This is a genomic window from Ruminococcus sp. AF17-1AC (genome assembly GCF_003461385.1).
In the GTDB taxonomy this organism is placed as follows: Bacteria; Bacillota; Clostridia; order Oscillospirales; family Ruminococcaceae; genus Hominimerdicola; species Hominimerdicola aceti.
In genome coordinates, this window is the sequence record NZ_QTWZ01000001.1 from 374638 (window position 1) to 401629 (window position 26992).

The following is a 26992-nucleotide window of genomic DNA, read 5'->3' on the forward strand; positions in this document are numbered from 1 at the left end:
TTTTTTGAGCAGGTTGTATAAAAAGTCAGTATTTTTTGTAAACGTCTTGATTTTTTATAACAAATATGCTATACTGTAGATAATCTGAACGCAGTTCAGAGTGGAATATTCAGAAAAGGAGCGTTTTATTATGGCAAGCGGATTGAAAGTTATAGCTGCACTCGGTGCGATCGCTGCAGGAGCTGCTGCTATTTTTGCATTTAAAAAGCACAAGGAGCTTGAAAACTACGATTACGAAGATCTCGACGAGGATTTCGACGATTGCTGCGGCTGCGACGAGTGTTCTGACGAGGCTGATGAAGCTGACAAGGCAGAGGACGCTGAGAAGTCTGAGGAAAAGGCTGAAGAGCCAGCGGAGGACGAGGCTGCAACTGAGGAGGACGCTGACGTTGAAGTTCAGCTCGACGCTATCGAAGAGCCTGTTGAGGACGTTGACAAGGAATAATCGAGTATTGTTTATGAAAATAAAAAGGACAAGCCACTGTGGTTTGTCCTTTTTTTAGTTTGCCGATATTATTTGTGTCATTTGTATGTATTTAGGCTTTGCTCAGGCGGGTTTCTATAAAGTCGAAGACCTCGTCTTGGGATATGCCCAGGACGGCTGAAAACTCATCGAAAAGAAGATTTTCAGCGTTTTTGAAAAAACGTTCGTCTAATGAATGGAGATGTCTGCCCTTCGCAATAAGATGTTTCTGTCTGAGATACAATGTTCTTACAAGCTGTGCAAGTCGCTTTCTGTCACCGCTTTCAAGTACCTGTGAATAAAGCTCGGCACGCTCGCTGCTGCTTTCTTTCCAAAGGGAGCTCTCCTCGGGCATTTCTTTTATGATCTCCTCTATCTCATCGCCTGTGAGCAGAGGTTTGAACTTTGTTTTAAGCTCGTCATTATCCAGTGGCACATACAAGGTGGAATTGATTTGGTGGACAGGCTTTAGAACTATGTAGCGCTTTTTCTGACCTTTGACTGTTTGTTCACACTCGCCCTCGACTTTGCACACTCCGGTTGTACCGTATGATATGACGTCGCCTTTTTTTAGCATTTTTAACGCTCCTTCCACATTAAATCGTGAATACAACTTTGTTTTGTCTCTTATATACATTATAACACTTTTTTTCTAAAAATGTCATAGGCAATTTTAACAAATCCTGCATAGAAGAGGATTGTATAAATGTGTATGAAATGGGTTGCAAAAAAGCGGAAAGAGATGTTCTTTCCGCTTTACATATCTTTATAGTAGGTCTTGTTTTTGGTTAGTCCCAGAAGATAGTCTACATTTGTTTTGTGATATTCAGCTAGGGCTATGAGGATATCCGTGGGAATATCACGCTGTCCTAGTTCGTAGTTGCTGTAAGCTTGCTGTGAGCAATGGAGTATTTTTGCCATATCGTTTTGTTTAAGGTCTGCATCTTCTCGCATATCTCGTATTCTTTGAAAAACCATGCGGCACTCCATTCCTTTCTGATAGTCTATATTTAATATATCATACAACATTATGTTGTGCTTTTCTTACTACATTATGTTGTAAAAACACTATGGCTGTTTGTGGGTATTTAACAAAATATTTATAAATGTCGAAAATATTGTTGACTAGCATAGGAGAATGTTGTAAAATAAATTTATTAAAGAAATATGGAGGTAACATTATGAAAAAAATATCTGCTCTTTTATTGGCGGTGGTAATGGCTTTTGGCATGGCAGGCTGTTCTGACAGCGGGTCTTCCGACAGTGATAAGGAAAGCTCTGCTGCGGCTGTGCAGACGGAAAGCAGTGCCGCTGACTCTTCGGAAGATACAACAGCAACGACAACTACCACTACAACTGCTCCTGCGGTAACGGAATCATCACAGGCTGAGGTGGCTGACACAAGCACTGCTGACGAAAATAAGCCTGCAAGCGGTGACAGCAATGACATTGCGGCTAGTGCTATAGAGCCGTCTGAAACAAGCGAGGAAAATCTTGCACCTATCGGTCAGTGGATAAAGACCACCATATACTGTCCTACAGATAAAATTTATCACACTATTTATACAAGAATAACAAAGGTAGTGAGCAAAACTGACGACGCAGATTATGTAAACAAGGCTATCGAGCTTAACAATTCTGTTGGCAGTGATTTTTATAAGATAGACGAGAGCGAGCTGAAAATACCTGATGACTGTGAGCTTTGCGTTATGGAATATGAGGTATATGTTCCTGAGGATTTCCCTAGCGATGAATGGGGCATAATCTCTCCTGATGTAAACTATTCTGCTTCTAACAAGGGCGGCGGAGGAATACCTTCTGCTGACGGTGCTTCTACTTATATCGGCATGGGCGGAACTACTGAGCTTCTTACACAGAAAAAGAACGAATATTTTGTTGGAAATACATACAAGTATGTAAACCTTTTCCTTATGGTAAAGGGCTACAAGGATTACAAGTTCACATTCAGCTCTTATCCAGAGGGAACAACTTCTGACAGCTCTGATGACGCTGTAACGGCATATATCAGCGCAGAATAATATGTATTTTGGGGCAGGCACGTTGTGTCTGCCTTTTTTCTTTGCGGAGAAATTGACAATGTGGGGCAAGCGTGTTATAATAAAGTATTATGGAAAAGTATACTTGTCTGAGAGAGGAAAAACAGTAAATGAACGAAAATAATATACGAAATTTCTGCATTATAGCTCATATAGACCATGGCAAATCTACTCTTGCCGACAGGATTTTGGAGCTTACCGATACTGTGAAGCTGAGAGATATGGAAGATCAGCTTCTCGATAATATGGATATCGAGCGTGAAAGAGGTATCACTATCAAGGCTCGTGCGGTGCGCCTTAATTATCACGCTGACGACGGGCAGGACTATGTTTTCAACCTTATTGACACCCCAGGTCACGTTGACTTCAACTATGAGGTGTCACGTTCTCTTGCTGCCTGCGAGGGTGCACTGCTTATCGTTGACGCTTCCCAGGGTATAGAAGCGCAGACCCTTGCAAACACTTATCTTGCTATCGAACATGACCTCGAGGTCGTGCCTGTTATAAACAAGATAGACCTGCCGTCCGCTGACCCTGAAAGGGCTTGCACAGAGGTGGAGAACGTTATAGGCATTCCTGCTATGGACGCTCCGAGAATATCAGCTAAAATGGGTACGAACGTCAAAGAGGTGCTTGAACGTGTCGTAAAGGATATACCATGCCCAAAGGGCGACGAGAACGCTCCGCTAAAGGCTCTTATTTTCGACAGCTATTATGACCAGTACAAGGGAGTTATCATATACTGTCGTGTGAAAGAGGGGCATATCAAGGCTGGAGATACCATCAGGCTTATGGCTACGGGAGCTGAATTCCAGACTGTGGAGATAGGCTATATGGGAGCAACTGACCTTGTGCCTGTGGGCGAGCTTCATGCAGGCGAGGTAGGATATATCGCTGCTTCTATCAAGGATATCGGCGACACTCGTGTTGGCGATACTGTGACAAATGCGGCTGAGCCTTGCGCTGAGGCACTCCCTGGATATAAGAAAGTAAACCCTATGGTGTACTGCGGAATCTATCCTGCGGACGGAGCAAAATATCCTGACCTTCGTGACGCTTTGGAAAAGCTTATGCTAAATGACGCTTCACTGTCCTTTGAGCCTGAAACTTCCATTGCGCTGGGCTTTGGTTTCAGATGTGGCTTCCTCGGACTTCTGCACATGGAGATAATCCAAGAGCGTTTGGAGAGAGAATATAATCTCGACCTTATCACAACTGCTCCGTCGGTTATCTACAAGGTAAATCTTACTAACGGCGAAACTGTGTTTATTGATAACCCGACAAATTATCCTGATGTGGCAAATATTGCTTCGGCAGAAGAGCCGATAGTTAATGCACATATTTATACGCCGTCTGAATATGTTGGAAATATAATGGAGCTTTGTCAGGACAGACGTGGCGTATACAAGGATATGAAGTATATAGACGAAACTAGAGTTGACCTGCATTATCAGCTTCCCCTCAACGAGATAGTTTATGACTTCTTTGACGCATTGAAATCACGCACAAAGGGCTATGCTTCATTTGACTATGAGATGATGGGCTATGCGAAGTCTAAGCTTGTGAAGCTTGATATACTCCTTAACGGCGAGGTGGTTGACGCACTTTCATTCATCGTACACGAGGATAAGGCGTATTCAAGGGGCAGAAGACTGACGGAGAAGCTTAAAGAGAATATACCAAGACAGCTCTTTGAGATACCTGTGCAGGCGGCGATCGGTGGAAAGATAATAGCCAGAGAAACTATCAAGGCTATGAGAAAAGACGTTCTTGCTAAGTGTTATGGCGGAGATATCACAAGAAAGAAGAAGCTGTTGGAGAAGCAAAAAGAAGGAAAGAAGCGAATGAGACAGCTTGGATCTGTGTCAGTGCCGCAGGAAGCGTTTATGTCGGTGCTGAAGCTGGACGAGTAGAGAGTTTCAGTGAGGAGTGAGGAATGGCGGAGCCATGCCGAGCAAATCACCAATACAAAGTAGAGAAAACACCGAGCGGAGCGATTTTGCGATGGTAGAATTTTGGTGTAGGGGCTGGCGCCCTCGACAGCCCGTTCGGAGAGTGGATAGGTTTTGGTTTATACAAATATATCAACATTTTTTGAAAGGAGCAGCTATGCCTGATATACAAAAGTCTATGAAATTGTCGCTGGCTTTCGGACTGAGCGGTGCGGTGATATTGCCTGTGCTTTATGAGGTGTATGCCAATATCTCTGCGGCGGCTGGGCTTGTGCTTATCGCTGTGTGGGCGGTGTGTGCAGGAGCTAAATTCTCGGCACTTAAATTCAAGGAAGCTTTTATGGGCATGGTATGCACACTTGCTTATGCAGGTATTCTTGGCGTTATCTGCTATATTGTTATCCACCCCAAAGTTTCCGATATGCTAAACAGGCGGTCGGTGTATTTTCAGCTCAGTTTGAAACAGCAGGCTTATTTCGTGCTTTATGCGGTGCTTATAAGCCTTTGTATGTTCCTTGTGTGGGGCGGTATATTTGGTGTGAAAAAGGCGATAGAGAGATTTCGGCTCAACCGTGAAAAAACAGGAGAGTATATCGACAAGGCTTTTGATGATGACGAGGATATGCTATGACAGGAATTTATATCCATGTGCCTTTCTGTAAAAGAAAATGCCCTTACTGTGACTTCTATTCCGTTTGCAGGCCTGAGCTTTATGAGGACTACACGCAGGCTGTGTGCCGCAATATAGAGGCTTTCAAGGGCAGGGACATAAAATGCGATACTATCTACTTCGGTGGCGGTACGCCCTCTGTGCTGTCGGCTGAACAGGTTGACAGGATAATAGATACGGCAGGAAAGTGCTTTGATCTTTGCCAGCCTGAAATAACCTTGGAGGCTAATCCCAGCTCTGTGGACAGGGAGAAGATGTCAGGGTGGAGAAAAGCAGGGGTAACAAGGCTTTCTTTTGGCGTTCAATCGGCTAATGACAGGGAGCTTGGCTTCTTGGGCAGGCTTCATGACTTTTCTCAGGCAAAGTCGGCTGTGGAAACGGCGGCTCAGCTGGGATTTAGGCGCATCTCATGCGATATCATGCTCGGGGTAAAGGGTCAGACCCTTGAAAGCCTTTGGGATAGCATAGAGAGCCTTACGGCACTCCCTGTTGATCATATTTCGGCTTATATGCTGAAAATAGAAAAGGGTACGGCTTTTGATTGTGATGAGATGAGAAACGCTGTGGCTGATGACGATATGCTGTGCGATATGTATTTGCAAACTGTGGGACAGCTTGCAAGCAAGGGCTTTTTACAGTATGAGATATCAAATTTTGCCAAAGAGGGCGGAAAATCACGGCACAATCTTAAATATTGGCACGGGGAAGAATATATAGGCATTGGTCCGTCGGCACATTCTTTCTTTGATAATGAGAGATATTACTGCAAGAGCGATGTTGAGGAGTTTATTTCTGACAATGTGCAGAGCATGGTGGTGCTTGAGGACGACCCTGACAAGGCAGAGGAGTATGTCATGCTGGGGTTAAGGCTCACGGAGGGCATTGACATAGGTAAAGCCGAGGAGCTTGGTGGTAAAGAACTTGGGGAGAATATCCGCAAGAAGGCGGCTTTGTTTCAGAAACAGGGGCTTTGCGTGGTCGAAAATGGTATTTTAAGGCTTACGCCTGCGGGATTTCTGGCTTCAAACTCTATTATCGGTGAACTGCTGTGGTAAACCTGTATAAATATAGGCAGACAGTGTTGTGCAGTTATACAATAGATATACGATATGTAGGGGATAAGCTTGAAAAATGACGGAAAATGTGGTATAATTTACTGCGGCGGAGTGTGTCCGCAGTTTTATATTACCGAGAGGGCTTTTTTTATGAAAAGTATAAGATTTATTGCTTTGATCTCAGCAGCGGCAATGTGTTTCGGACTTTGCGCCTGCGGAAAGTCGGAGAAAAAAGACGAGATAGCTGTGCCTATTCTTGAAACTAAGGATATAACATATAAGACGGTAAAAGCTGAGATAGGAGATATATCTCAGGAGTATCATCAGGAGGGTGTTTATGATTACCCTTACAGTGAAACTGTCACCTTCAAGGCAAGCGGTCAGATAAAGTCTATAGATGTGGAGTCGCCTTGTGATGTGAAAAAGGGTGACCTGCTTTGCACACTTTATTCTGACGATGTGGACGAACAGATAGAAGAGGAAGAAATAAGGCTCAATCAGGCGAAGCAGACGGTCGCTACATTGCAGGCGAACGGTGCTGACTACAGTGAGATACAGCTTTCTCAGTATGATTTACAGATAGAACAGCTCAAATATGACAGTCTTGTGGCGTCCTTGGAGGATTATAAGGTTTACGCTCCATGTGACGGACAGTTTGATCTTGCAGACAGACGTGGTCAGGAGCTGACAGCGTTCATGCCGGTGAATAAGGGCGAGGTGCTTGGGTATACTTCCGATAAATCACAAAAGGCTCTGTGCGTGTCTGTGTTTGATAATGCGCTCACAAACGTCAATTTTGGCACTGCAGTGCAGATAGTGCAGGGTGCCAATACGATGGGCGGCACTGTGACGGATATAATCTACAATGAGAGCGGAGATTTCTCGGCATATGTTTATGTTATAACCCCTGACGAGGAGAACGATATGCTGGATCTTGGCGGCATAGAGGTTGTCTTTGACGTGTATTCAAGGCTTGATACTGTGATAGTTCCGCAGAAGGCAGTGAAGAAGCTTGACGGACGCAACTATGTGAACCTGCTTGTGGACGGTGTAAAGATAGAACAGGACGTAGAGCTTGGCATCGAGGACAACGACAACGTTGAGATACTTTCGGGACTCAGCGGCGGTGAAGAGATAATACTAAATTGACGGCATTCAGCCAATTAAATACTATTTTATATGTCTGATTTGTGTTTTAAGAAAAAATAAAGAAATAAAGCACTTGATTTTTTGCGTAATTTCGTGTAAAATAAAAGAACAGAGTGTCTAGGGAGGACTAAAAATGAAGGATTTTTTATCTAACGTATGGGTGAAGCGAGCGGTGTCAGTTTTCAATGTCGCTTACTTTGCTGTAATAACTCTGCTCACTTATGCAACGTTCCTGTATGATCTGGAGTTTGCGGCAGGCAGAGAAAAATCGTTTTTCACAGTGTATGTGGTGCTTAACGTAGTTTTTATGGGACTTATGCTCTTTTCAAGACGTGAGCTTGTGACGGAGATACTGAGCATACTCATGCTTCCGGTCGTGTTCTGCATGATACTTTTCAACATGGGCGACTGGATATTGATAGTTCCGCCGTTCATTGTTGCTATCATAATGTTCTTTGCGGCAGGCACGAACGAAACTGTAAAGGTTATAATGGGTACGATATACCTGCTTATGTATGTTCTTGGAATAGTTGCTTACTTTGTGCTTAATATCCTTTTCGGCGGAACGTCTGTTGAAACTGTACTAAATTCTGATCTTGATACATCTTCAAGCGTTTATGCTCTCTACAGAGATAACTTCAAGAAGCTCACTGAAGTAACGTCAGACTCAAATACCATATCGCCTGACGGTCAGTATCAGATAATACTTTACGATGTAAAGGACAGCGACAAGGGTGCTGTAAAGATATGCGTAGTGCCATACAATCAGGATATCGAGCTTAAATTCTTTACTCTTAAGCAGAAAGGTATCAAAAAGACAATTTCCAACAAGGGCATAAGAGGAACAGTTCCTGATGTTGGCTGGGTAGAGGAGGACGGAGTTCTCAAGGTGCAGTACAGACTTTCGGAGGCTGACGATCTGAGAGCCACTTCTGTCACAACAATGCCGGATAAGCAGTATTTCCAGTTCCTTGGTATTCAATAAGATCGCAAGACCGTCTGAGAAGACGGTCTTTTTTTTGTTAAAAATGGCTGTCAATAAGAGTTTATTCATAAAAAGCGTGTGGCTATTTTGGTGAAAATGCTTAGCTTGTATTACAAAACAGTTACATTATATGAAAAATTGTATGGTACGCTTGACAGTTTTGTTAAAAAGGTGTAAAATATTAATAGTGTTTTATAGCGTTTCGATACTTGTGTGAACGGCTGTGAAAGCGTTTACATACAATAGTATCAAGGGAGGATAAGAATTAAGATGAGATCAAAGAGAATACTTGGCGTGGTATCAGCGATAATGATGCTTGGCGTTTGTGCTGTGCCTGCCTATGCCGACAGTGAGGCTGAAATACCTGAATATAGTGCCGACAAGAGTATCCTTACAACAGATACTTCAGCACCGTCCTTGTCGTTTGATATGAAGGATTGGGAGAGATATATCAAGGTGACTCCTGACGGAGAGAAGATATCAGTGGGAGCATCCCAGGAAAAGACCTATGCTTATCAGGGTGCAAGCCTTAAGATAACAGCAACGCAGCCTAATGACATAAGCGATTATTGTACTTATGCTTCGCTTATAAGAGATGACGATAAGAATTTGGTTTATCCCGGCTCTGAATCTGAAGATGCGCCTTATATAACGATGGGCGTTGAGATCGACGCCAAGGATTTTGGCATGACTTGTTTTGACGGCTGTATGATCTCTTTTAAGTATAGGATAAATCAGGACGCTCAGGGCAAGCTTATGGGAGATTCTGTGTTTGCTTTTCCTTGTACTGAGGAATACAAAAAGGTGACCAGCAATAGTGTTCAGCTTGAAATAAATACAGATGCAAGCAATAATGTTACTCAGTATGCGACAGCGCTTATACCGGTACCTGACGAGTGCGGAGCAACAAAGTTCATTTTTGAGATACCGGTTATCAAGAAAATGGATAAGACAGATGTGCTTTATATTGATAATCTTGTAATAGATACTCCGCTGCAAAAAAATGGTGAAGATCTTCAGGTAATGAATCTCGATGGCTACAATAAAAGTGCAAAGGCACAGGAGATCGTGCAGGGCTTAAAGGTGCAGCCTAAGTCAAACGGACTGAGCAGCACTTCGTCGTCTGAGGCTGAATCTTCAAAGGGTATCGGAGTAGTAGGCATTGTAGTTATTGTGGTCGTTGCGGTGGTTATTGTAGGTGCTGTTATTTTCGTTATCAAGAAAAAGAGATCGCAGTTCTATTGATTTTTTGATCTGACAGAGAGATGGGCTTTTGGCTCATCTCTTTTTTGTTTTTTTATGAATATATCCTCATCTCCGAGAAATAATAGCATTAGCCTGAAATGGCATATCTTATACTGAAAGGAACTTAATTATGAAAAAATTGATCGCTATGCTAACTTGTCTTGGACTTTGCGGCGTTATGCTCGCAGGCTGTTCAAGAAATGACGATAGCTCAGGTTCGACATCTTCCGGCGTTACTGCGACCACAACTTCTAAAAATGAGGTCACAAGCAGACGTGATGACAGCGACACGCTTGTAAGCCGTGTTGGCGATGGTATCAAGGACACTGTAAGCGGTGGTGCGGATATTATTGATGATACTGTAAGCACTGTAGAAAGCGTTGTTGACGATATCATCAGATAAGCTGCACATATGCTTGCGGACTGCTCAGCCGTGATATTATTTCGGCTTGCGGCAGTCCGTTTTTTATTGTGAAATCGTATGACAAAACTCAAACAATGTCAAAAATCAATGATTGACTATTGATAAATTATTAACGTCAAATCATAATTAACTAATTATTTGACTAACTGTGAACGAAATGTAAAATCCGTGTAAAATAAATGTTTAAGTTTGCGGTTTGCTCTTTAAAAATGTGGGGCTGTGTGGTATAATGAAATACATCAGGCAGATATTTTCTGCTATTAAGAAAATGTAAAGATTTATGGTGGATTTCTTTATGAAAATCGGAGAAAATAAGTGAAAAATATAGGCTCTGAGCTTGGCGGCTTGCTGAAAAAAATATGCTTATGGGGCGGTGTTATGGCTGCTGTATGCTGGGTATTTACTTTGCTGTGGGGCTTTGACATCACACAGCTTGCGGGCTTTGCATTGGGCTGGGGCTATATGTGCCTTTGTATGTACTACCTTGGTGTGACCTGCGAAAAGGCTGTGGAGCTTGAGGGCAAAAAGGCTAAACGCACAATGCTTGGGTGTTACATGACTAGGTATGGAGTGCTTTTTGTGCTTTGTGCGGGGGCTATGCTCACAAAGGCAGTAAGTCCAGTTGGGATTCTTCTGCCGCAGTTTTATCCGAGGATGATTCTGTATGTCATACAGATAAGAGAAAGAAGGGATAAATAAATGACGGGTATTGGAAACGGCCCTAAGATAGTGTTTGAGATAGGCAGTCTGAGGATCACCGAAACGGTGGTGATGGGCTGGCTTATTATAGTTGCGGTGCTGATACTGTGCTTGTGGCTCACTCATGACCTGAAAAAAGTGCCTGAGAAAAAACGTCAGGTGGTTGCGGAGATGCTTGTGAATTTCGTCAACAACATGGTCAAAGAGAACATGGGCGTTAAGATGATGAAGTATGCCCCTTATATTGCTACGCTGCTTATTTATGCGGTGTTTGGCGCTCTTATCAGTATGATAGGGCTCAGGTCTATGACGGCGGACATCAATGTTACGGCAACGTGGGCTCTTATGACATTCGTGCTTATCACATACAACAAGATAAAAGCGAATGGTTTCAAGGGCTACCTTAAAAGCTTTGCTCAGCCTGTTGCTTTCATTCTGCCGCTTAATATCATCAGTGAGGTGGCAACACCAGCGTCTATGGCGTTCCGTCTTTTTGGTAACGTTGCAGGCGGCATGGTAATAACGGGACTGCTTTACGGTGCGTTAGGCTCGCTGTCATCTGCACTGGGTCTGACTTTTGAGGCAGGCTCATGGGCGTTCAGCGTATTTCAGGTAGGTATACCTGCGGTGCTTAGCGTGTATTTCGACCTGTTCTCAGGGTGCATACAGGCTTATATTTTCTCCATGCTCACCATGGTAAACGTTGGTGCGGCTGCGGAAACAGAGTAAATTACCGCTTTGGCGGAAAAGTATAAATATGTAAATAACGGAGGTTTATCATTATGGAAAAGGCTATTCTTCTTGGCTGTTCAGCAATCGGTGCAGGACTTGCAATGATCGCAGGTATCGGACCTGGTATCGGTGAGGGCTACGCAGTAGGAAAGACTATCGAGGCTATCGCAAGACAGCCTGAGGCTAAGGGCGACTGCACAAGAACAATGTTCATAGGCGTTGCTATGGCTGAGTCAACAGGTATCTACGCATTCGTAGTTGCTCTTATCCTGCTCTTTGCTAACCCATTTATCGGAAAGCTTTAATAAAAAGCTTCAAACAAGATTTGCTCTGCATTGGTGCGGAGGGGAGGTTGGATAAATGGTATTGGCAGCAGGCGATGTGACAGAGTTTCTGTCAATAGATCTGACAACGATAATTGCGACTTTGCTCAATACGCTCATACTGTTTTTGGTGCTCAAGCATTTTCTGTTCGATAAGGTGAACAAGGTCATCGAGGACAGGAAAAATGATGTTAAGGAAACTTACAGGCAGGCTGACGAGGCAAAAGAAAATGCCGAGAAGCTTGAAGCTGAGTATACAAGCAGATTAGAGGGTGCAAAGGAAGAGTCTGCACAGATTATACAGACGGCAACAAGAAAGGCTCAACAGCGTTCTGACGAGATAATCAGCGAAGCGAGAACCGAGGCAAAGGGTCTTGTGGACAACGCTTCAAGAGAGATCGAAAGAGAAAAGAAGATCGCTGTCAACCAGATCAAGAACGAGATCACCGATATTGCTTTCTCGGCTGCGGCGGCAGTTGTGGAAAAGGATATGACAGGCGAGGACAACGAACGTCTTATCGAGAAGTTCATTGACAATGTGGGTGAGATGTAATGGCAGACAGTATCGGGAATATTTACGGCAATGCACTTTTTGAGGTGTGCTGCGAGGAAAACTGCCTTGATGAAGTCTATGGTGAGCTTGGGAGCATAAGGGATATACTTTTCTCTCAGGATCAGGAGGAATATGTGGAGCTTCTTGCGTCGCCGCTGGTGACGGAGAACGAGAAAAGGGCGGCACTGGAAAAGGTGTTTATGGGCAGGATACAGCCTGTTACGCTTAATTTTCTCTGCCTTGTGAGCGAAAAGGGCAGGATAAGGTTTCTGCCTGAGATATGCGCAAAGTTCAAGGAGCTTTATGAAAAGCATAATAATATCATAGAGGTCACTGCGGTGACGGCTATGCCTCTGTCTGAAAGGCTCAGGGACAAGCTTGTGGCTAAGCTGGAAGCTGTTTCGAGAGCAAAGATAGTGCTTGTGGAAAAGGTGGATAAAAGCCTTATGGGCGGTATCGTGCTGAGATATTCAGACACAGAAATAGACGGCAGCGTCAGAACTAAGCTTGATGATATCAAGGCTCAGATCGACGGGGTCATTGCATAGGAAAGGAACGGTATTTTAACATGAAATTACGTCCTGATGAAATAACAGGCTTGATAAAACAGCAGATCAAGGACTACCGCAGCAAGCTTGAGCTTGACGATGTGGGGACGGTCTGCACTGTTGGCGACGGAATTTCAAGAGTTCATGGACTTGACAAATGTATGTCGGGTGAACTTCTTGAATTTTCTAACGGAACATACGGCATGGCAATGAACTTGGAGCAGGATTTTGTAGGCTGTGTACTTCTCGGCTCTGAGGACGGAATAAAAGAGGGGTCTGGAGTAAAGAGAACAGGCAGGATAGTTTCTGTGCCTGTGGGAGATGCGCTTCTCGGACGAGTTGTGAACGCTCTCGGTGCACCTATCGACGGCAGGGGCGCTGTGCTTACAACAGAAACAAGACCTGTGGAAAGCCCTGCTTTCGGAATAATTACAAGACAATCAGTAAACAGACCATTGCAGACAGGTATCAAGGCTATCGACTCTATGATACCTATAGGCAGAGGTCAGCGTGAACTTATTATAGGCGACAGGCAGACAGGTAAAACTTCTATTGCACTTGATACTATCATAAATCAGAAAGGCAAGGACGTTATTTGTATCTATGTTGCGATAGGTCAGAAGCAGTCTACTGTGGCAAACGTGGTGGATACCCTTTCTAAGCATGGGGCAATGGATTATTCTATAGTTGTATCGGCAACGGCTTCTGAAATGGCGCCTTTGCAGTATATAGCACCATATGCAGGCGTTGCAATGGCTGAGTATTTCATGCTTCAGGGCAAGGACGTGCTGTGCGTTTATGACGACCTTTCAAAGCACGCTGTGGCGTACAGAACTATGTCACTTCTGCTTCAAAGACCGACAGGACGTGAGGCTTATCCGGGAGATGTATTCTATCTCCATTCAAGACTTTTGGAAAGAGCCTGCTGTCTTAACAAGGACTACGGCGGAGGCTCTATAACCGCTCTGCCTATTATTGAAACTCAGGCAGGCGATGTTTCGGCTTATATTCCGACAAACGTTATATCTATCACTGACGGACAGATATTCCTTGAATCTGAGCTGTTCTTCTCAGGCGTCAGACCTGCGGTAAACCCAGGTATATCAGTATCCCGTGTAGGCGGTTCGGCACAGATAAAGGCTATGAAAAAGGTTTCAGGCTCGCTGAAACTGCTGTATTCTCAGTACAGAGAATTGCAGTCATTCTCGCAGTTCGGCTCTGACCTTGACAAAGACACTAAGGAAAGACTTGCACAGGGCGAACGTATTGTGGAGGTGCTCAAGCAGGGCAAGACCTCACCGCTGGACGTTGAGAAGCAGGTGGTCATAATCTATGCGGTGGTAAACAACTATCTGAAAGATATCAGAGTTGAGGATATCGCTGAATTTGAGAAAGACCTTTTTGTGTATATAGATGAAACTCACCCTGATATTTTCTCATCAATAAGAGAAACAGGAGAGCTTACAAAAGAGAATGAACAGGCAATAAAGGACGTGCTTGCGGAGTATTCACAGAAGTTTCTTCAAAGCAGATAAGGAGCGCTGAGCGATGGCAACAGCTAATATGAAAGACGTCAAAAGACGTATCAAAAGCGTTGAAAGCACCATGCAGATAACAAAAGCCATGCAGCTTGTGGCGGCTTCTAAGCTCAGACGTGCCAAGGACAAGGCGGTGGCAGTTCAGCCGTTCTTTGAAACGCTTTTTAAGACAATGTGCGATATATCCTGCGACAGTGCGTTCAAGTCGGTGTATACAAAGAAGAAGTTCCTTAATTCCACACTGCTTATAGTGGTGGCAGGCGATAGGGGACTTGCAGGAGGATTTAACTCCAACGTGCTGAAAATGGCTAAGGCAAAGGCTGACGAGGTGCTGTCATCAGGCGGTCAGCTTCGTGTTATGGCTGTGGGCAAAAAGGCTGTTGAGTTCTTTGAGAAGCGTGATTATGACCTTGTGTGGAAATATCCGCAGATAGCGGAGAGCATTGACGCTGACACTGTTATGGACATTGCGGAAGATGTTATCGCAGGCTTCAGAAATGGGGATTATGACAAGGTAGAGCTTGTGTATACCACCTTCGTGTCGGCTCTGACACAAGAGCCTTGCAGCTTGCAGATACTTCCCGTGGAGGATCTTGACAAGCTTGGGGGAAGAAAGCACCCGTCAACTATCTATGACCCGTCCCCTGAGGAGGTCTTTGACGGCATGATACCGCAGTATATAGGCGGTATGCTTTATTCTGCGATAGTGGATTCTTACGCTTCTGAGCAGGCGGCAAGACGTACTGCAATGGAGTCTGCAACGGACAACGCAGGAGAAATGATAGACAATCTGTCGCTTCTTTACAACAGAGCAAGACAGGCGCAGATAACTCAGGAGCTTACAGAGATAAGCTCGGCAACTATCGGAAGATAGAAATAATAATTATGCCCCGAATGTGGGCGTTCAAAAGTAAATGTTGTGGGTATTGTTGGAGAAGTCTTGCAGGGGCGAACAGCGTTCGTCTGCATTTTGCAGGCTTTTAAACATATCAAGCTATGATATCCCTTTTTGAAAGGTGGTAAATAAATGGAAAGCAAAAACATAGGCAAGGTAGTCCAGATAGTTGGAGCGGTAGTTGATATACGCTTTGAAAAGGACAGCCTTCCTGACCTGCTCAATGCCATTGAGATAGACAACAAGGGCGAAAAGCTCGTTGTTGAGGTGGCTCAGCATATAGGCGACGATATAGTAAGATGTATCGCCATGGGCTCTACGGACGGTCTTGTGAGAGGTATCGACGCTGTTGATACCGGCAAGGCTATATCTGTTCCGGTGGGCAAGGAAACTCTTTCGAGAATGTTCAATCTTCTGGGTGAGCCTGTTGACAATCTGCCTGCACCTGAAACTAAGGAGCGTTGGGAGATACACAGAGAGCCTCCGACATATGAGGAGCAGTCCGGCTCAAATGAGATACTTGAAACAGGCATCAAGGTAATCGACCTTATCGCACCATATCTGAAAGGCGGAAAGATAGGTCTTTTCGGCGGTGCAGGCGTAGGCAAGACGGTGCTTATTCAGGAGCTTATAAATAACGTTGCCAATCAGCACGGCGGTATCTCGGTATTCACAGGCGTTGGAGAGCGTACCCGTGAAGGCAACGACCTTTATTATGAGATGAAAGAGTCGGGAGTTATCGACAAGACTGTGCTTGTGTATGGTCAGATGAACGAACCGCCTGGAGCAAGAATGAGAGTTGCACTTTCAGGTCTGACAATGGCGGAGTATTTCAGAGATGTTGAGCATCAGGACGTGCTGCTTTTTATCGATAACATATTCAGATTCACTCAGGCAGGCTCTGAGGTGTCGGCTCTGCTTGGCAGAATGCCGTCAGCCGTTGGTTATCAGCCTACCCTTGCAACTGAAATGGGTCAGTTACAGGAGCGTATCACTTCAACAACAAAAGGCTCTATTACTTCCGTTCAGGCAGTTTATGTGCCTGCGGACGACCTGACAGACCCTGCGCCTGCAACTACGTTTGCTCACCTTGACGCAACGACGGTGCTTTCAAGAAGCATTTCATCACTTGGTATCTATCCTGCGGTTGACCCGTTGGAGTCAAACTCCAGGATACTTTCGCCTGAGATAGTGGGAAATGAGCATTATCAGGTAGCAAGACAGGTCCAGTCTATCTTGCAGAGGTATGTGGAGCTTCAGGATATTATCGCTATCATGGGTATGGACGAGCTTTCTGACGAGGATAAGCTCACAGTATCAAGAGCAAGAAAGATACAGCGTTTTCTGTCACAGCCGTTCTCCGTTGCTGAGCAGTTCACAGGTATGAAGGGCAAATATGTGCCTATCAAGGAAACTATCAGAGGCTTCAAGGAGATAATTGAGGGCAAGCATGACGACCTGCCTGAATCTGCTTTCCTGTTCGTGGGAACTATCGACGAGGCTGTTGAAAAGGGCAGACAGATCGCAGAAAGTGAACAGTAGTAACAGAACGTTTAAAGAAAAATACTTGACAAGAGTCGGATTATAGTATATAGTGAATGTATGTGGCAATTTTGTGCCGCATGCGCTGATTTGTAAAAACTTATGGAGAAAGATTATGACGCCTTTTGATCTTAAGATAATAACCCCTGAAAAAACTTTTTTTGAGGGAAATACTGAGCAGATCATTGTGAGGACCGTATCAGGTGATATTGGTATACTTGCAGGTCATGCGCCATATGTGGCAAATATCGTTTCTTCTCCTTTCCGTATCAAAATAGAAGGTGAGTTCAGAACAGCCGCTATTTCGGGAGGGCTTATAAAGGTGTCTGCTGACGGTGTGACAGTGGTGACATCTGCTATCGAATGGGCTGATGAGATAGACGTTGCAAGAGCCGAAAAGGCAAAGGCGGCGGCAGAGAACAAGCTCAGAGAAAATGCTGGCCAGAAAGAGTTTGAAAGGGCGGAGCAGAAACTGCGACGTGCCATGAACAGACTTGTGGTGGCAGGAAAGAAATAATTATCAAAGTCAGAGCCTTGCGGGATATCCGTGCAGGCTTTGGCTTTGTTTTATTTATTAAGTAAAATCGGCGTAAAGGTAAGGTAAGTAATGGGGTGCGCAGGGGCGTGCTCGGACGTTGTGCAGTGGAAAAAACAAGAAAAGGAATGAATTGATTTGAGTATCTTTAACATTATCGGAATGGCGGGCGGACTTGGTCTGTTTTTGTACGGAATGACCATATTGAGTTCGGGACTTGAAAAGGCTTCGGGCGGACTTATGGAGAAGGTCCTTGCGAAAATGACGGGAAACGTGTTCTCAGGAATACTTTTCGGTGCATTGGTAACAGCAGCGGTGCAGTCATCATCGGCAACTACTGTTATCGTGGTGGGACTTGTAAACGCAGGCCTTTTGAAGCTTAAGGGCGCAGTTGGAATAATCATGGGCGCAAATATCGGTACTACCATGACAACTCAGATACTGAGGCTCACAAACCTTGAGGGTGACAGCAGCGGCCCTGCTATATTGCAGCTTTGCAAGCCGTCGAATTTTTCGTCTATACTTATCGTTATCGGTCTTATCATCATAATGGTGGGCAAGAAGAACAAGACAAAGAACGTGGGCGAGATAATGATGGGCATAGGTATCCTCTTTACCGGAATGATACTTATGCAGGAGAAGATCGCTCCGCTGGCAGAGCTTCCGCAGTTCGAGCAGCTTTTTGCAGTGCTTAAAAACCCTGTTCTGGGCGTATTGGTGGGTGCGATATTCACGGCTATCATACAGTCATCAGCCGCTTCTATAGGCATTTTGCAGGCGCTTTCAGTGTCAGGCGCTATCACATTCGCTTCTGCATTTCCTATCATAATGGGTACTAACATCGGTACTTGTGCTACACCTCTTATATCAAGTATAGGTGCTTCAAAGAACGCTAAGAGAGCCGCTATGATACACTTCTATTTCAACCTTATCGGTACTATAATCTTTCTTATCGGCGTTTATATCATTCAGTATACAATAGGATTTCCGTTCTGGAATAATAGCTTTACAACGGGAAGCATCGCAAACTTCCATACTATCTTCAATGTTGTGGTAACTATAATCTTTCTGCCGTTCTATACAGTGCTTGAAAAGCTTGCCGAATGGACTATCAGAGATAAGAAGAACGCTGAGGACGATGATACTTTCACTAAGGAGGATCTTCTTGACGACAGATTTCTTGTTACTCCAAACGTTGCTATCGCACAGGCTACAGAGGCAGTTGTTCAAATGGGCGTGCTGGCACAGAAAAATTTCATATCGGTAAGAGAGCTTTATGACAAGTATGACCTTAAGTCTATCGACAAGATAAAAGAGCGTGAGGAGCTTATCGACAGGCTGGAGGACAGAGTAGGCTCATATCTTATAAAGCTCAACGACTGCGGTCTGAACGAGGATGAGTCGAGAACTGTTACAGCGCTTTTCCACCTTATTTCAGAGTATGAGAGAATAGGCGACTATACTATAAACATCTATGAAACTGCGGATGTTCTTTATGAAAAGGAGATCGGTTTTTCTGAGCAGGCAAAGCATGAACTTGATGTTGTGTGCAACGCCATTCAGGAGATAATCGGGCTTGCTATCGAAGCCACAAAGACAGGGGATATGAACGTTCTCAAGGAGATCGAGCCACTTGAAGAAGTAGTAGACAGACTTGTTGAGGAGCTTAAGGCTGTTCATATCGACAGGTCAAAGAACGGTCTTTGCAACATCGAGGTGGGTGTGAACTTCCTTGATATACTCACAAATGTTGAGAGAATATCAGACCACTGCTCAAATATTGCGGTCTATCTTATCGCAAACCGAGAGAAATACAACAGCCTTAAAAAGCATGAATATCTTGATAAGCTTCACAGAAACGGTCCTGACTATTACGAGAAGCTGTTGGCTGAATATTCAGAAAAGTTTGCGCTTTAGTTCAGGTTTTTGCACCTGTGGCGTGATATAATATTGTAAAACAGCAAGGAGGGACGTTAGTCCCTCTTGTTATAAGCTGAAAAGGAGAGAGCAAAATGGACAAATTCAATTACACTATGCTGTGCGATTTTTATGAGCTGACAATGGGAAACGGCTACTTTGTAAGCGGTATGCAGGAAAAGATATCTTATTTTGATCTGTTTTTCAGACAGATACCTGACGGCGGCGGATTTGCCATTGCCTGCGGTCTTGAGCAGGTCATAGACTATATCGAAAATCTGCATTTTGACGAAGAGGACATAGAGTTCCTGCGCTCAAAGGGCATTTTTGACGAGGGCTTCCTTGAATATCTTAAGGATTTCCGCTTCACAGGAGATATATTTGCTGTGCCGGAGGGTACGGTGGTGTTTCCTAACGAGCCTATTATAACGGTGAGAGCACCTGCGGTGCAGGCTCAGCTTGTGGAAACTTATCTTCTGCTTTGCATAAATCATCAGACACTTATTGCTACAAAGGCTAACCGTATTGTAAGGGCGGCTCAGGGCAGGGCGGTATCTGAGTTTGGTTCAAGACGTGCTCATGGTGCAGACGCTGCCATACTCGGTGCAAGAGCCGCAGGCATAGGCGGTTGCTCAGGCACAGCCTGCACTATCACTGACCAGCTTTTCGGCTTCAATGCAACAGGCACAATGGCACATTCATGGGTGCAGATGTTTGACAGCGAGCTTGAAGCTTTCAAGACTTACTGTAAGTGCTATCCTAATGGCACTGTTCTGCTTGTGGACACTTATAATGTGCTGAAAAGCGGTGTGCCTAACGCAATAAAGGCTTTTGACGAGGTGCTGAAGCCTATGGGCTGCCGACCTGTGGGAATAAGGATAGACTCGGGAGATATAACTTATCTTTCCAAGAAAGCAAGAAAAATGCTTGACGAGGCAGGCTATCCTGATTGCAAAATATGTGCCTCAAACGCCCTTGACGAGTATCTTATAAGAGATATGATATATCAGGGCGAAAAGGTGGATATGTTCGGCGTGGGCGAAAGACTTATCACCGCAAAGAGCGAGCCTGTTTTCGGAGGAGTTTACAAGCTTGCGGCTGTGGAGGACGATGATGGCAATATTCAGCCTAAGATAAAGATTTCTGAAAACGTGGCGAAGATAACGACTCCGCATTTCAAAAAGCTTTACAGAATTTATGATAAGGACAATCACAAGGCTGTGGCTGACCTGCTGTGTATTCATGACGAGGTGATAGATGAAAGCAGACCCCTTACGCTTTTTGACCCGCAGTTTACATGGAAGAAAAAGGTCATCACAAACTTTGAGGCAAAGCCTATTCAACAGCAGATATTCAAGGACGGCAAGTGTGTATACAAGAAGCCTGCATACGAGGATATCGTAAAGTATGCGGCGGCTGAGATAGACACTCTTTGGGACGAGATCACACGATTTGAAAATCCGCACACTTATTATGTTGACCTTTCTCAGAAGCTTTGGGAAGTGAAGAATTATCTTCTTGCGGAGAACAACAGACAAACGGCAGATTAAAATTTACATTATTGACTTGAAAAAAGCTATAGGCTGTGTTACAATAAGCATGGTTAGCAAGTTCTAACCTATCAAGCATTGGAGGGTCAGAAATGGAAAAGATAACAGTAAAAATAGACGGAATGATGTGCGGAATGTGTGAATCGCATATGAATGACACTTTCAGGCAGAATTTCAAGGTGAAAAAAGTAAGCTCTTCCCATGCAAAGGGCGAAACTGTGGCTATAGTTGATGAGGATATCCCTGATGAAAAGCTTAAAGAAGCAGTTGAGAAAACAGGCTACACTTTTATTTCCGCTGAAAGAGAGCCTTATGAGAAAAAAGGATTTTTTGCAAGATTCAAGTAAATAGCTATGCACAAAGTCGTGGCAGATGAAAAGGTCTGTCACGGCTTTTTTGTTTGCTTGACAAAACATATTTTCTGTGATATAATAAACATTAGTTAGTATACATTAACCGATGTTCTATACTTTTGATACTGCACGAGAAGGGTGCGGCTAAGTTTGCAAAAAGCTTTTTGTGAAAAGGCATTTTGTTTTGATAGGCTTAGCTTCGTGGCGTGCAGTAATTTTATAGATGTAAGTTAGCTATAACTAACAAAGAAAGGGGCATACAAATGGCAAACATTCACACGTCCGGGGAGGACTATCTGGAAGCGATACTCGTTTTATGGAACAAGCAAAACGGCGAGGTGAGGAGCATTGATGTTGCAAGGGAGCTGAACGTTACAAAACCCAGCGTATCAAACGCTATGAAGATACTTCGTGAGGGAAAGTTCATCACAATGGACGAAAACGGCTTCATTACTCTCACTGACGACGGCAGATATGTTGCGGAAAAGATCTACGAAAAGCACCTTGTATTGACAGAGTGGCTTGTAAGTCTTGGTGTTGACAGAAAAATATCAGAACATGACGCCTGCAAGATAGAACACGTTTTGTCTGACGAGAGCTTTGCGGCATTGAAGAAGCATATCAGTGAAGAACAATGAGCATGACTATTTTTAAAGGCATTCTGATACCGTTTTTGGGTACATCTCTTGGTGCGGCGTGTGTGCTTTTTATGAAGAAAAATCTGCATTATCTTGTTCAGCGAGCCTTGACAGGCTTTGCGGCAGGAGTAATGGTGGCGGCAGGAGTGTGGAGCTTGCTAATACCCTCTATGGAGCAATCAGCGAAAATGGATAGACTGAGGTTTGTTCCTGCGGCGGTTGGATTTATTCTTGGAGTGTTTTTTCTGCTTTTTCTCGATAGAGTTATACCACATCTTCACATGAACGCCACTGAGCCTGAGGGAGCGAAAAGCGGTTTCAAGCGCACAACGATGCTTGTGCTTGCGGTGACGCTTCACAATATCCCCGAAGGAATGGCTGTTGGCGTTGTATATGCAGGCTGGGCGGCTGACCATCATGCTATAAGCGCCGCTGGTGCGTTGGCATTATCCCTCGGTATCGCAATACAGAACTTTCCAGAGTGTGCAATAATATCCATGCCACTGCGTTCGGAGGGTATGGGAAAGGGAAAAGCCTTTGTTTACGGCGTTTTATCGGGAGTTGTCGAGCCTGTTGGGGCTGTGCTGACGATACTTTTGGCACAGTTTATAATCCCTGTTTTGCCGTATCTTCTAAGTTTTGCGGCAGGTGCTATGATTTATGTGGTGGTGGAGGAGCTTATACCTGAAATGTCGGAAAAGCCACACTCCAATATTGGAACTATAGTTTTTGCGCTGGGCTTTGTGCTTATGATGATACTTGATGTGGCACTTGGATAGGTGTTTTTTTATGTTTACATAGGGCTCATCTTTATGCATGGTAAGTGTATTGAATATCTTTTTGTATAGCCGAGCATATCATTTTGAAATGATATGCTCGGCTTTGTTTTGTGTGTAATTTGCATTTGTTAATTTGTTTATCTTAAACGTTTGATGTTAATATGAAATGTAAACGTTTTTTAACTATTATTTTCTTTGGTAACAAAAGACGAAAATAATAAAAAATGATGATTACTTATAGCACAATTCACTAAGTTCGTACTTCTTTATTTGTCAAAAACATTGATTTTTAAAAACTTGCTTGCTTAATCGTTTTAAGAGATTGACATTAAATTAAGTTTGTGATAAAGTAAAAACGCAATAATTCGGCAAGCTAAATTAATTAAAATTAGCTAAAATGATGAAAAAGGAGTATGGTTATGACAGGAGTAATGAGAAGATTTTCTGCGGCTCTGGCGGCTGCTGCAATGGCTGTTAGCATTGTGCCTTTCGCAGATATCAGCGCATATGCGGAGTATGCGGCGACACACCCAGAGGGATTTGTTTATGCTGACGGCTCAAAGTTTATGTGTGACGGAAGCCCTTACTATTACGGCGGCACGAACTGCTATTATCTCACCTATAAGTCAAAGAGTGAGGTAAAGAATGTTTTCGATGACGCTTCAAAAATGGGGCTTAAAGTAATAAGAATTTGGGGAAATCTTGACGTTGGTAAGAAAACAGGCGAGATCGACTCGCAGTCTGGTCATGAGACCTTTGAGGGCAACAATGACGGAACGGGCGAAAAGGACGGAGTTTACTTCCAGTATTGGGACGATGAGGCTGGCAAGCCTATTGTGAATGAGGGTGAGGACGGCCTGAGACATCTTGATTATATTATCAAGCAGGCTGAAGAACATGATATGAAGCTTGTTATTACTTTCACGAACTATTGGGAAGCGTTCGGCGGAATGGGCCAGTATGTAAAGTGGTATCAGATGTCACAGGGCAAGAGCGTTGGCAATAGCAAAGTGGACGAAAAGGACACCTGCGATTTTTACACTAATGAAACTATCAAGGGGTGGTATAAGGATTATATCAAGACTTTGTTAAATCACACCAACTACTACACAGGCGAGAAGCTTATGGATTCTGAAGCTGTTTTTTCTTGGGAGCTTTCAAACGAGCCGAGATGTACTGTTGACGAGTTCTGCAAGGACGATATTCTTTATAACTGGGCAAAGGAAATGTCAGCATATGTAAAGTCTATCGACCCTTATCACATGGTATCTGTTGGCGACGAGGGCTTTTATAACCTTGGCTATCAGGAAGCTGCAAGGCAAGATCTTCCGTCTTCCGCATATTCAGGCTACTACGGTGTTGACTTTGACAAGCTTATGACTATCGACACTGTAGACTTTGGCACACCGCATATGTACGTTGATCAGTGGGGCTTTGACCTTGGCGATGATGACCTCGAGTGGATAAAGCGCCATGCCCAGACCACATCTTCCGCTGACAAGCCTATTATCTTTGAGGAATTCGGTCTTACAGACAAAACAAAGCGTGACGCCGCTTATTCCGATTGGCTGGATATTGTAACAGGGGACTACTATGAGGGTGTCGAATATCAGGGCTTCAACTACTGGATGATAGCTTCCTATCTTGATGACGGCACTCTTTATCAGGACTATGACGGCTACACCGTTTACGGCCCTGAGGGTATCGAAAAGACGGACAGCACAAGAACTCTTATGATGAACGCTGCTGCAAAAATGGAAAAGAAGAACATTGTAAACACCACTGACAAGTCTACATACAGTTTTGACAGAAGCAAGTCAGGTAACGTTGTGGTGAATGTTTCTATGAAAGAGGGCAGCATAAGCGGTGTTGAGGTCGGCGGAAAGAAACTCTCGTCAGACGATTACACCATAAGTGGCAACGCTGTTACTATCAAGGCTTCTTATCTTAAAAGGCAGGAGCTTGCAAAGTATTCGTGCAGGATACTCACAACAGGCGGCAATCAGCCTAAGTTCAATCTGACGGTGAGCGACAGCTCTATCCCTAAGCCTATTATCTCTCCTGAGATAATCTCTGTTGACGTAAACCCTAAGAAGTGCAGTGATGTTGATATCACCATGGATCGCAAGACAAGCGAGTTCAGAGGCATTGTTGCTGATGGAAAGGCACTCGCAGAGGGTACAGATTACACAACTTCGGGCGACACTGTGACCCTTAAAAGTGCATATCTCAAGACGCTTTCAGCAGGCATTGTGACGCTTAAGTTCGATTTCTATGAGGGCGAGGATAGGGAGCTTACAATAAATGTTTCCGACACCACAGGCCTTGATGAGCTTGACACATTTGAGAGCTATTCATATGATAAGGCACTTTGGTCGTCTTATTCAAGAAACACAAGCGGCAATGAAGTTTCACTTTCTCTTGCTGCAAAGAACGGTTCAAAGGCGCTTGCTTTCGGATATGATATCGGCTCGCCAAACGGCTACTGCGGAGTAAACCACCCTATTGCAATAAGAAATGCTTCATCATTTGCAGGCGTTGAGCTTTGGGTAGAGGGGGACGGCACAGGCAACAGCCTTACTGTTCAGCTTAGAGACGCAAACGACAATTATTTTGAAGCGCAGATAGCACTTGATTTCGCAGACGGAAAAACTATCAAGATACCATTCGCTGACTTTAAAGCGCCAAGCTGGCAGTCGGGCGGAAATCTTGATACATCAAAGCTTAACCAGTTCTCGTTCTATATGGGCGGAGATTCTGCCCAAAAGACAGGTACAGTTTACATAGACGATGCTGTTTTCTATGAGGACGGACAGACCGAGAAGCCACACCTTTCCACAAAGTCAGGCATATTTGACGCTGATGCTCCAAGCGGTGTGAGAACAGACCTTGTGCTTTATGGAAAGAGCGTTGAGTCTATCACAGCAAACGGCAAGAAGCTTTCAGGCGGCTTAGATTATTCCACAAACGGAAGTCAGATAATGCTCAACGAAAGCTGGATCAAGACGCTTGCAAATGGTAATTACACACTTACATACACATTCTCAGACGGAAACACAGATACATATGCACTCACTGTCAAGAATGTTAAGTCATCACACACTCACAGCTACACCGCAAAGGTAACAAAGGAAGCTACTTGCACAACAGATGGCGAGAGAATTTACACTTGTACTTGCGGAGACAAGTACACTGAAACTATCCCTGCAAAGGGTCACAGCTGGGTAAAGGGCGAGACAGTTGCTCCTACGGAGAACGAAAAGGGCTACACTATCTACACCTGCGCTTCCTGCGGCGAGACAAAGAAGGACGATTACACCGACCCTATCGGTCACAGGCACAGCTATACCCTCACATCAACAAAGGCTGCAACTTGCGAAGCTGACGGCGAAAAGGTATACACTTGCTCATGCGGTGAAAAGTACACTGAAACTATCCCTGCGACAGGTCACAGCGAAAGCGCATGGATAATCGACAAGGCGGCTACTGCGACAGAAAATGGCTCAAAGCACACTGAGTGTACAACTTGCGGCAAGGTTATAAAGACAGAGGTTATCCCTGCAACTGGCGAGGTAAGTGACAAAAAGGAAACTGTTATCTTCACAGGCTCGGCAAAGACATCAGGCTGGGGTCAGGCTATCACTCTTTCCACAACTAAGGAAGGCGGCAGCTTTGACAGCTCAGTTATCGAAAAGGACGGATATTTTGAAGTTCAGTTCAAGGGCGGCACAGACAAGGCGGAGGTCATTCTCCAGAGTTGGTCAGGCGGTGCAGACTGGGCGAGAGTTTCACCAACTGAGGTAACAGAAAAGGACGGCATTGTATACGCAAAGTACAGCTACGACGATGTTGCGGCGGCGTTCGGAACAACAGATTTCTCTAAAGTAGACCGCTTCCATGTTGGTGCTGCTAACGGAGATATCGAAGTTCTTAGTGTTAAGTATATTGTCGAGAAGTCAACAGAGCCGGTTGATCCGGTAGATCCTGTTGACCCTGATAAGCCGGAGCAGGATCCATATGTATCTATTTTCTGGGGTGCAAAATCATGTGGCTCATGGGGTCAGGCAGTTTCAGTTATGACTTCAAAAAATTATGGCAGTTTTGATGTTTCGCATCTCTCTGCAAATGGCTATTTCTATGTTGAGTACTCTGGCGCAGAGAACGAGCTTGAGCTTATTCTCCAGAGCTGGTCAGGAGGAGCAAACTGGGCAAGAGTTCAGCCTAGCGAAACAGGCAGAGCGAATGATCATTACTATGCTAAGTTCACTTATGCAGACTGTGTAAAGGAGCTTGGTGCAGGTTTTGATAAGCTGGATCAGCTTCATGCTGCGGCAAAAAACGGTGATATCACAGTTTATTCTATTTGCTACTGTACACCTGCTAAGTAATT

26 protein-coding genes are annotated in these 26992 nt (G+C 44.3%); 24 read left to right on the forward strand and 2 right to left on the reverse strand.

Going from position 1 to position 26992, the window contains the following annotated elements; translation table 11 throughout:
- Positions 1 to 130: 130 nt before the first annotated feature.
- The gene (locus DWW81_RS01600; protein ID WP_022288631.1) at positions 131 to 445 is read left to right on the forward strand and encodes a hypothetical protein; all 315 of its coding nucleotides are present in this window, start codon (positions 131 to 133) and stop codon (positions 443 to 445) included.
- Between the two features lie 91 nt (positions 446 to 536).
- Here DWW81_RS01600 and DWW81_RS01605 read toward each other — a convergent pair whose 3' ends face one another.
- Together DWW81_RS01605 and DWW81_RS01610 are read right to left on the reverse strand one after the other, a co-directional pair.
- Positions 537 to 1040, reverse strand: a complete 504-nt coding sequence (locus DWW81_RS01605) for a CarD family transcriptional regulator (RefSeq protein ID WP_181982637.1) — start codon at positions 1038 to 1040, stop codon at positions 537 to 539.
- Between the two features lie 179 nt (positions 1041 to 1219).
- The gene (locus DWW81_RS01610) at positions 1220 to 1492 is read right to left on the reverse strand and encodes a helix-turn-helix transcriptional regulator (RefSeq protein WP_347562316.1); all 273 of its coding nucleotides are present in this window, start codon (positions 1490 to 1492) and stop codon (positions 1220 to 1222) included.
- Between the two features lie 152 nt (positions 1493 to 1644).
- On the opposite strand from DWW81_RS01610, the gene DWW81_RS01615 reads away from it, so the two are divergent.
- The 23 genes from DWW81_RS01615 to DWW81_RS01725 all read left to right on the forward strand — a co-directional run bounded on the left by DWW81_RS01615 (position 1645) and on the right by DWW81_RS01725 (position 26990).
- The gene (locus DWW81_RS01615; RefSeq protein WP_117896471.1) at positions 1645 to 2502 is read left to right on the forward strand and encodes a hypothetical protein; all 858 of its coding nucleotides are present in this window, start codon (positions 1645 to 1647) and stop codon (positions 2500 to 2502) included.
- 128 nt (positions 2503 to 2630) lie between these two features.
- Complete coding sequence (gene lepA, locus DWW81_RS01620) at positions 2631 to 4433, forward strand: translation elongation factor 4 (protein WP_022288627.1); 1803 nt, start codon at positions 2631 to 2633, stop codon at positions 4431 to 4433.
- Positions 4434 to 4629: 196 nt separating this feature from the next.
- Positions 4630 to 5103, forward strand: coding sequence for a hypothetical protein (locus tag DWW81_RS01625; RefSeq protein ID WP_022288626.1), 474 nt, complete (start codon positions 4630 to 4632; stop codon positions 5101 to 5103).
- Entirely contained in the window at positions 5100 to 6197 is a 1098-nt protein-coding gene (gene hemW, locus DWW81_RS01630; protein ID WP_117896472.1) for a radical SAM family heme chaperone HemW, read from the forward strand. Before DWW81_RS01625 ends, hemW begins: the two co-directional genes overlap by 4 nt.
- Positions 6198 to 6347: 150 nt before the next feature.
- Complete coding sequence (locus DWW81_RS01635; protein ID WP_117896506.1) at positions 6348 to 7346, forward strand: efflux RND transporter periplasmic adaptor subunit; 999 nt, start codon at positions 6348 to 6350, stop codon at positions 7344 to 7346.
- A 133-nt stretch (positions 7347 to 7479) separates the two neighbouring features.
- Positions 7480 to 8331: a hypothetical protein gene (locus DWW81_RS01640; RefSeq protein WP_117877644.1), complete on the forward strand. Its 852-nt coding sequence runs from the start codon at positions 7480 to 7482 to the stop codon at positions 8329 to 8331.
- A 270-nt stretch (positions 8332 to 8601) separates the two neighbouring features.
- Positions 8602 to 9576, forward strand: a complete 975-nt coding sequence (locus DWW81_RS01645; RefSeq protein WP_117896473.1) for a hypothetical protein — start codon at positions 8602 to 8604, stop codon at positions 9574 to 9576.
- Positions 9577 to 9706: 130 nt separating this feature from the next.
- Positions 9707 to 9979, forward strand: coding sequence for a hypothetical protein (locus DWW81_RS01650; RefSeq protein ID WP_117896474.1), 273 nt, complete (start codon positions 9707 to 9709; stop codon positions 9977 to 9979).
- Between the two features lie 336 nt (positions 9980 to 10315).
- The gene (locus tag DWW81_RS01655) at positions 10316 to 10699 is read left to right on the forward strand and encodes a hypothetical protein (protein ID WP_117896475.1); all 384 of its coding nucleotides are present in this window, start codon (positions 10316 to 10318) and stop codon (positions 10697 to 10699) included.
- Positions 10700 to 11428 carry a FoF1 ATP synthase subunit a gene (locus DWW81_RS01660; protein ID WP_046439674.1) on the forward strand — a complete coding sequence of 243 codons (729 nt, stop codon included), beginning with the start codon at positions 10700 to 10702 and terminating at the stop codon, positions 11426 to 11428.
- 53 nt (positions 11429 to 11481) lie between these two features.
- Positions 11482 to 11736 (forward strand): ATP synthase F0 subunit C, encoded by a 255-nt coding sequence (gene atpE / locus DWW81_RS01665; protein WP_022288618.1) that lies wholly within the window; start codon positions 11482 to 11484, stop codon positions 11734 to 11736.
- Positions 11737 to 11791: 55 nt separating this feature from the next.
- Entirely contained in the window at positions 11792 to 12307 is a 516-nt protein-coding gene (gene atpF / locus DWW81_RS01670; RefSeq protein ID WP_038671185.1) for a F0F1 ATP synthase subunit B, read from the forward strand.
- Positions 12307 to 12855, forward strand: coding sequence for an ATP synthase F1 subunit delta (gene atpH / locus DWW81_RS01675; RefSeq protein ID WP_117896476.1), 549 nt, complete (start codon positions 12307 to 12309; stop codon positions 12853 to 12855). Before atpF ends, atpH begins: the two co-directional genes overlap by 1 nt.
- Before the next feature lie 20 nt (positions 12856 to 12875).
- Positions 12876 to 14390, forward strand: coding sequence for a F0F1 ATP synthase subunit alpha (gene atpA / locus DWW81_RS01680; RefSeq protein ID WP_117896477.1), 1515 nt, complete (start codon positions 12876 to 12878; stop codon positions 14388 to 14390).
- A gap of 13 nt (positions 14391 to 14403) precedes the next feature.
- Entirely contained in the window at positions 14404 to 15267 is an 864-nt protein-coding gene (gene atpG / locus DWW81_RS01685; RefSeq protein WP_117896478.1) for an ATP synthase F1 subunit gamma, read from the forward strand.
- A 153-nt stretch (positions 15268 to 15420) separates the two neighbouring features.
- Positions 15421 to 16830 carry a F0F1 ATP synthase subunit beta gene (atpD, locus tag DWW81_RS01690; protein ID WP_117896479.1) on the forward strand — a complete coding sequence of 470 codons (1410 nt, stop codon included), beginning with the start codon at positions 15421 to 15423 and terminating at the stop codon, positions 16828 to 16830.
- A 115-nt stretch (positions 16831 to 16945) separates the two neighbouring features.
- On the forward strand, positions 16946 to 17347 hold the full coding sequence (gene atpC / locus DWW81_RS01695) for an ATP synthase F1 subunit epsilon (protein ID WP_117858550.1): 402 nt from the start codon (positions 16946 to 16948) through the stop codon (positions 17345 to 17347).
- 156 nt (positions 17348 to 17503) lie between these two features.
- Positions 17504 to 19282 (forward strand): Na/Pi cotransporter family protein, encoded by a 1779-nt coding sequence (locus tag DWW81_RS01700; protein WP_117896480.1) that lies wholly within the window; start codon positions 17504 to 17506, stop codon positions 19280 to 19282.
- 95 nt (positions 19283 to 19377) lie between these two features.
- Positions 19378 to 20832 carry a nicotinate phosphoribosyltransferase gene (locus DWW81_RS01705; RefSeq protein WP_117896481.1) on the forward strand — a complete coding sequence of 485 codons (1455 nt, stop codon included), beginning with the start codon at positions 19378 to 19380 and terminating at the stop codon, positions 20830 to 20832.
- Positions 20833 to 20924: 92 nt separating this feature from the next.
- Entirely contained in the window at positions 20925 to 21179 is a 255-nt protein-coding gene (locus DWW81_RS01710) for a heavy-metal-associated domain-containing protein (RefSeq protein ID WP_022288609.1), read from the forward strand.
- A 269-nt stretch (positions 21180 to 21448) separates the two neighbouring features.
- On the forward strand, positions 21449 to 21823 hold the full coding sequence (locus DWW81_RS01715; RefSeq protein WP_117896482.1) for a metal-dependent transcriptional regulator: 375 nt from the start codon (positions 21449 to 21451) through the stop codon (positions 21821 to 21823).
- A complete protein-coding gene (locus DWW81_RS01720) occupies positions 21820 to 22602 on the forward strand; it encodes a ZIP family metal transporter (protein ID WP_117896483.1) in 783 nt (260 codons plus the stop codon). The genes DWW81_RS01715 and DWW81_RS01720 overlap by 4 nt, the downstream gene beginning before the upstream one ends.
- Positions 22603 to 23021: 419 nt before the next feature.
- A complete protein-coding gene (locus tag DWW81_RS01725; RefSeq protein WP_181982638.1) occupies positions 23022 to 26990 on the forward strand; it encodes a X2-like carbohydrate binding domain-containing protein in 3969 nt (1322 codons plus the stop codon).
- The last annotated feature ends 2 nt before the right edge of the window (positions 26991 to 26992 follow it).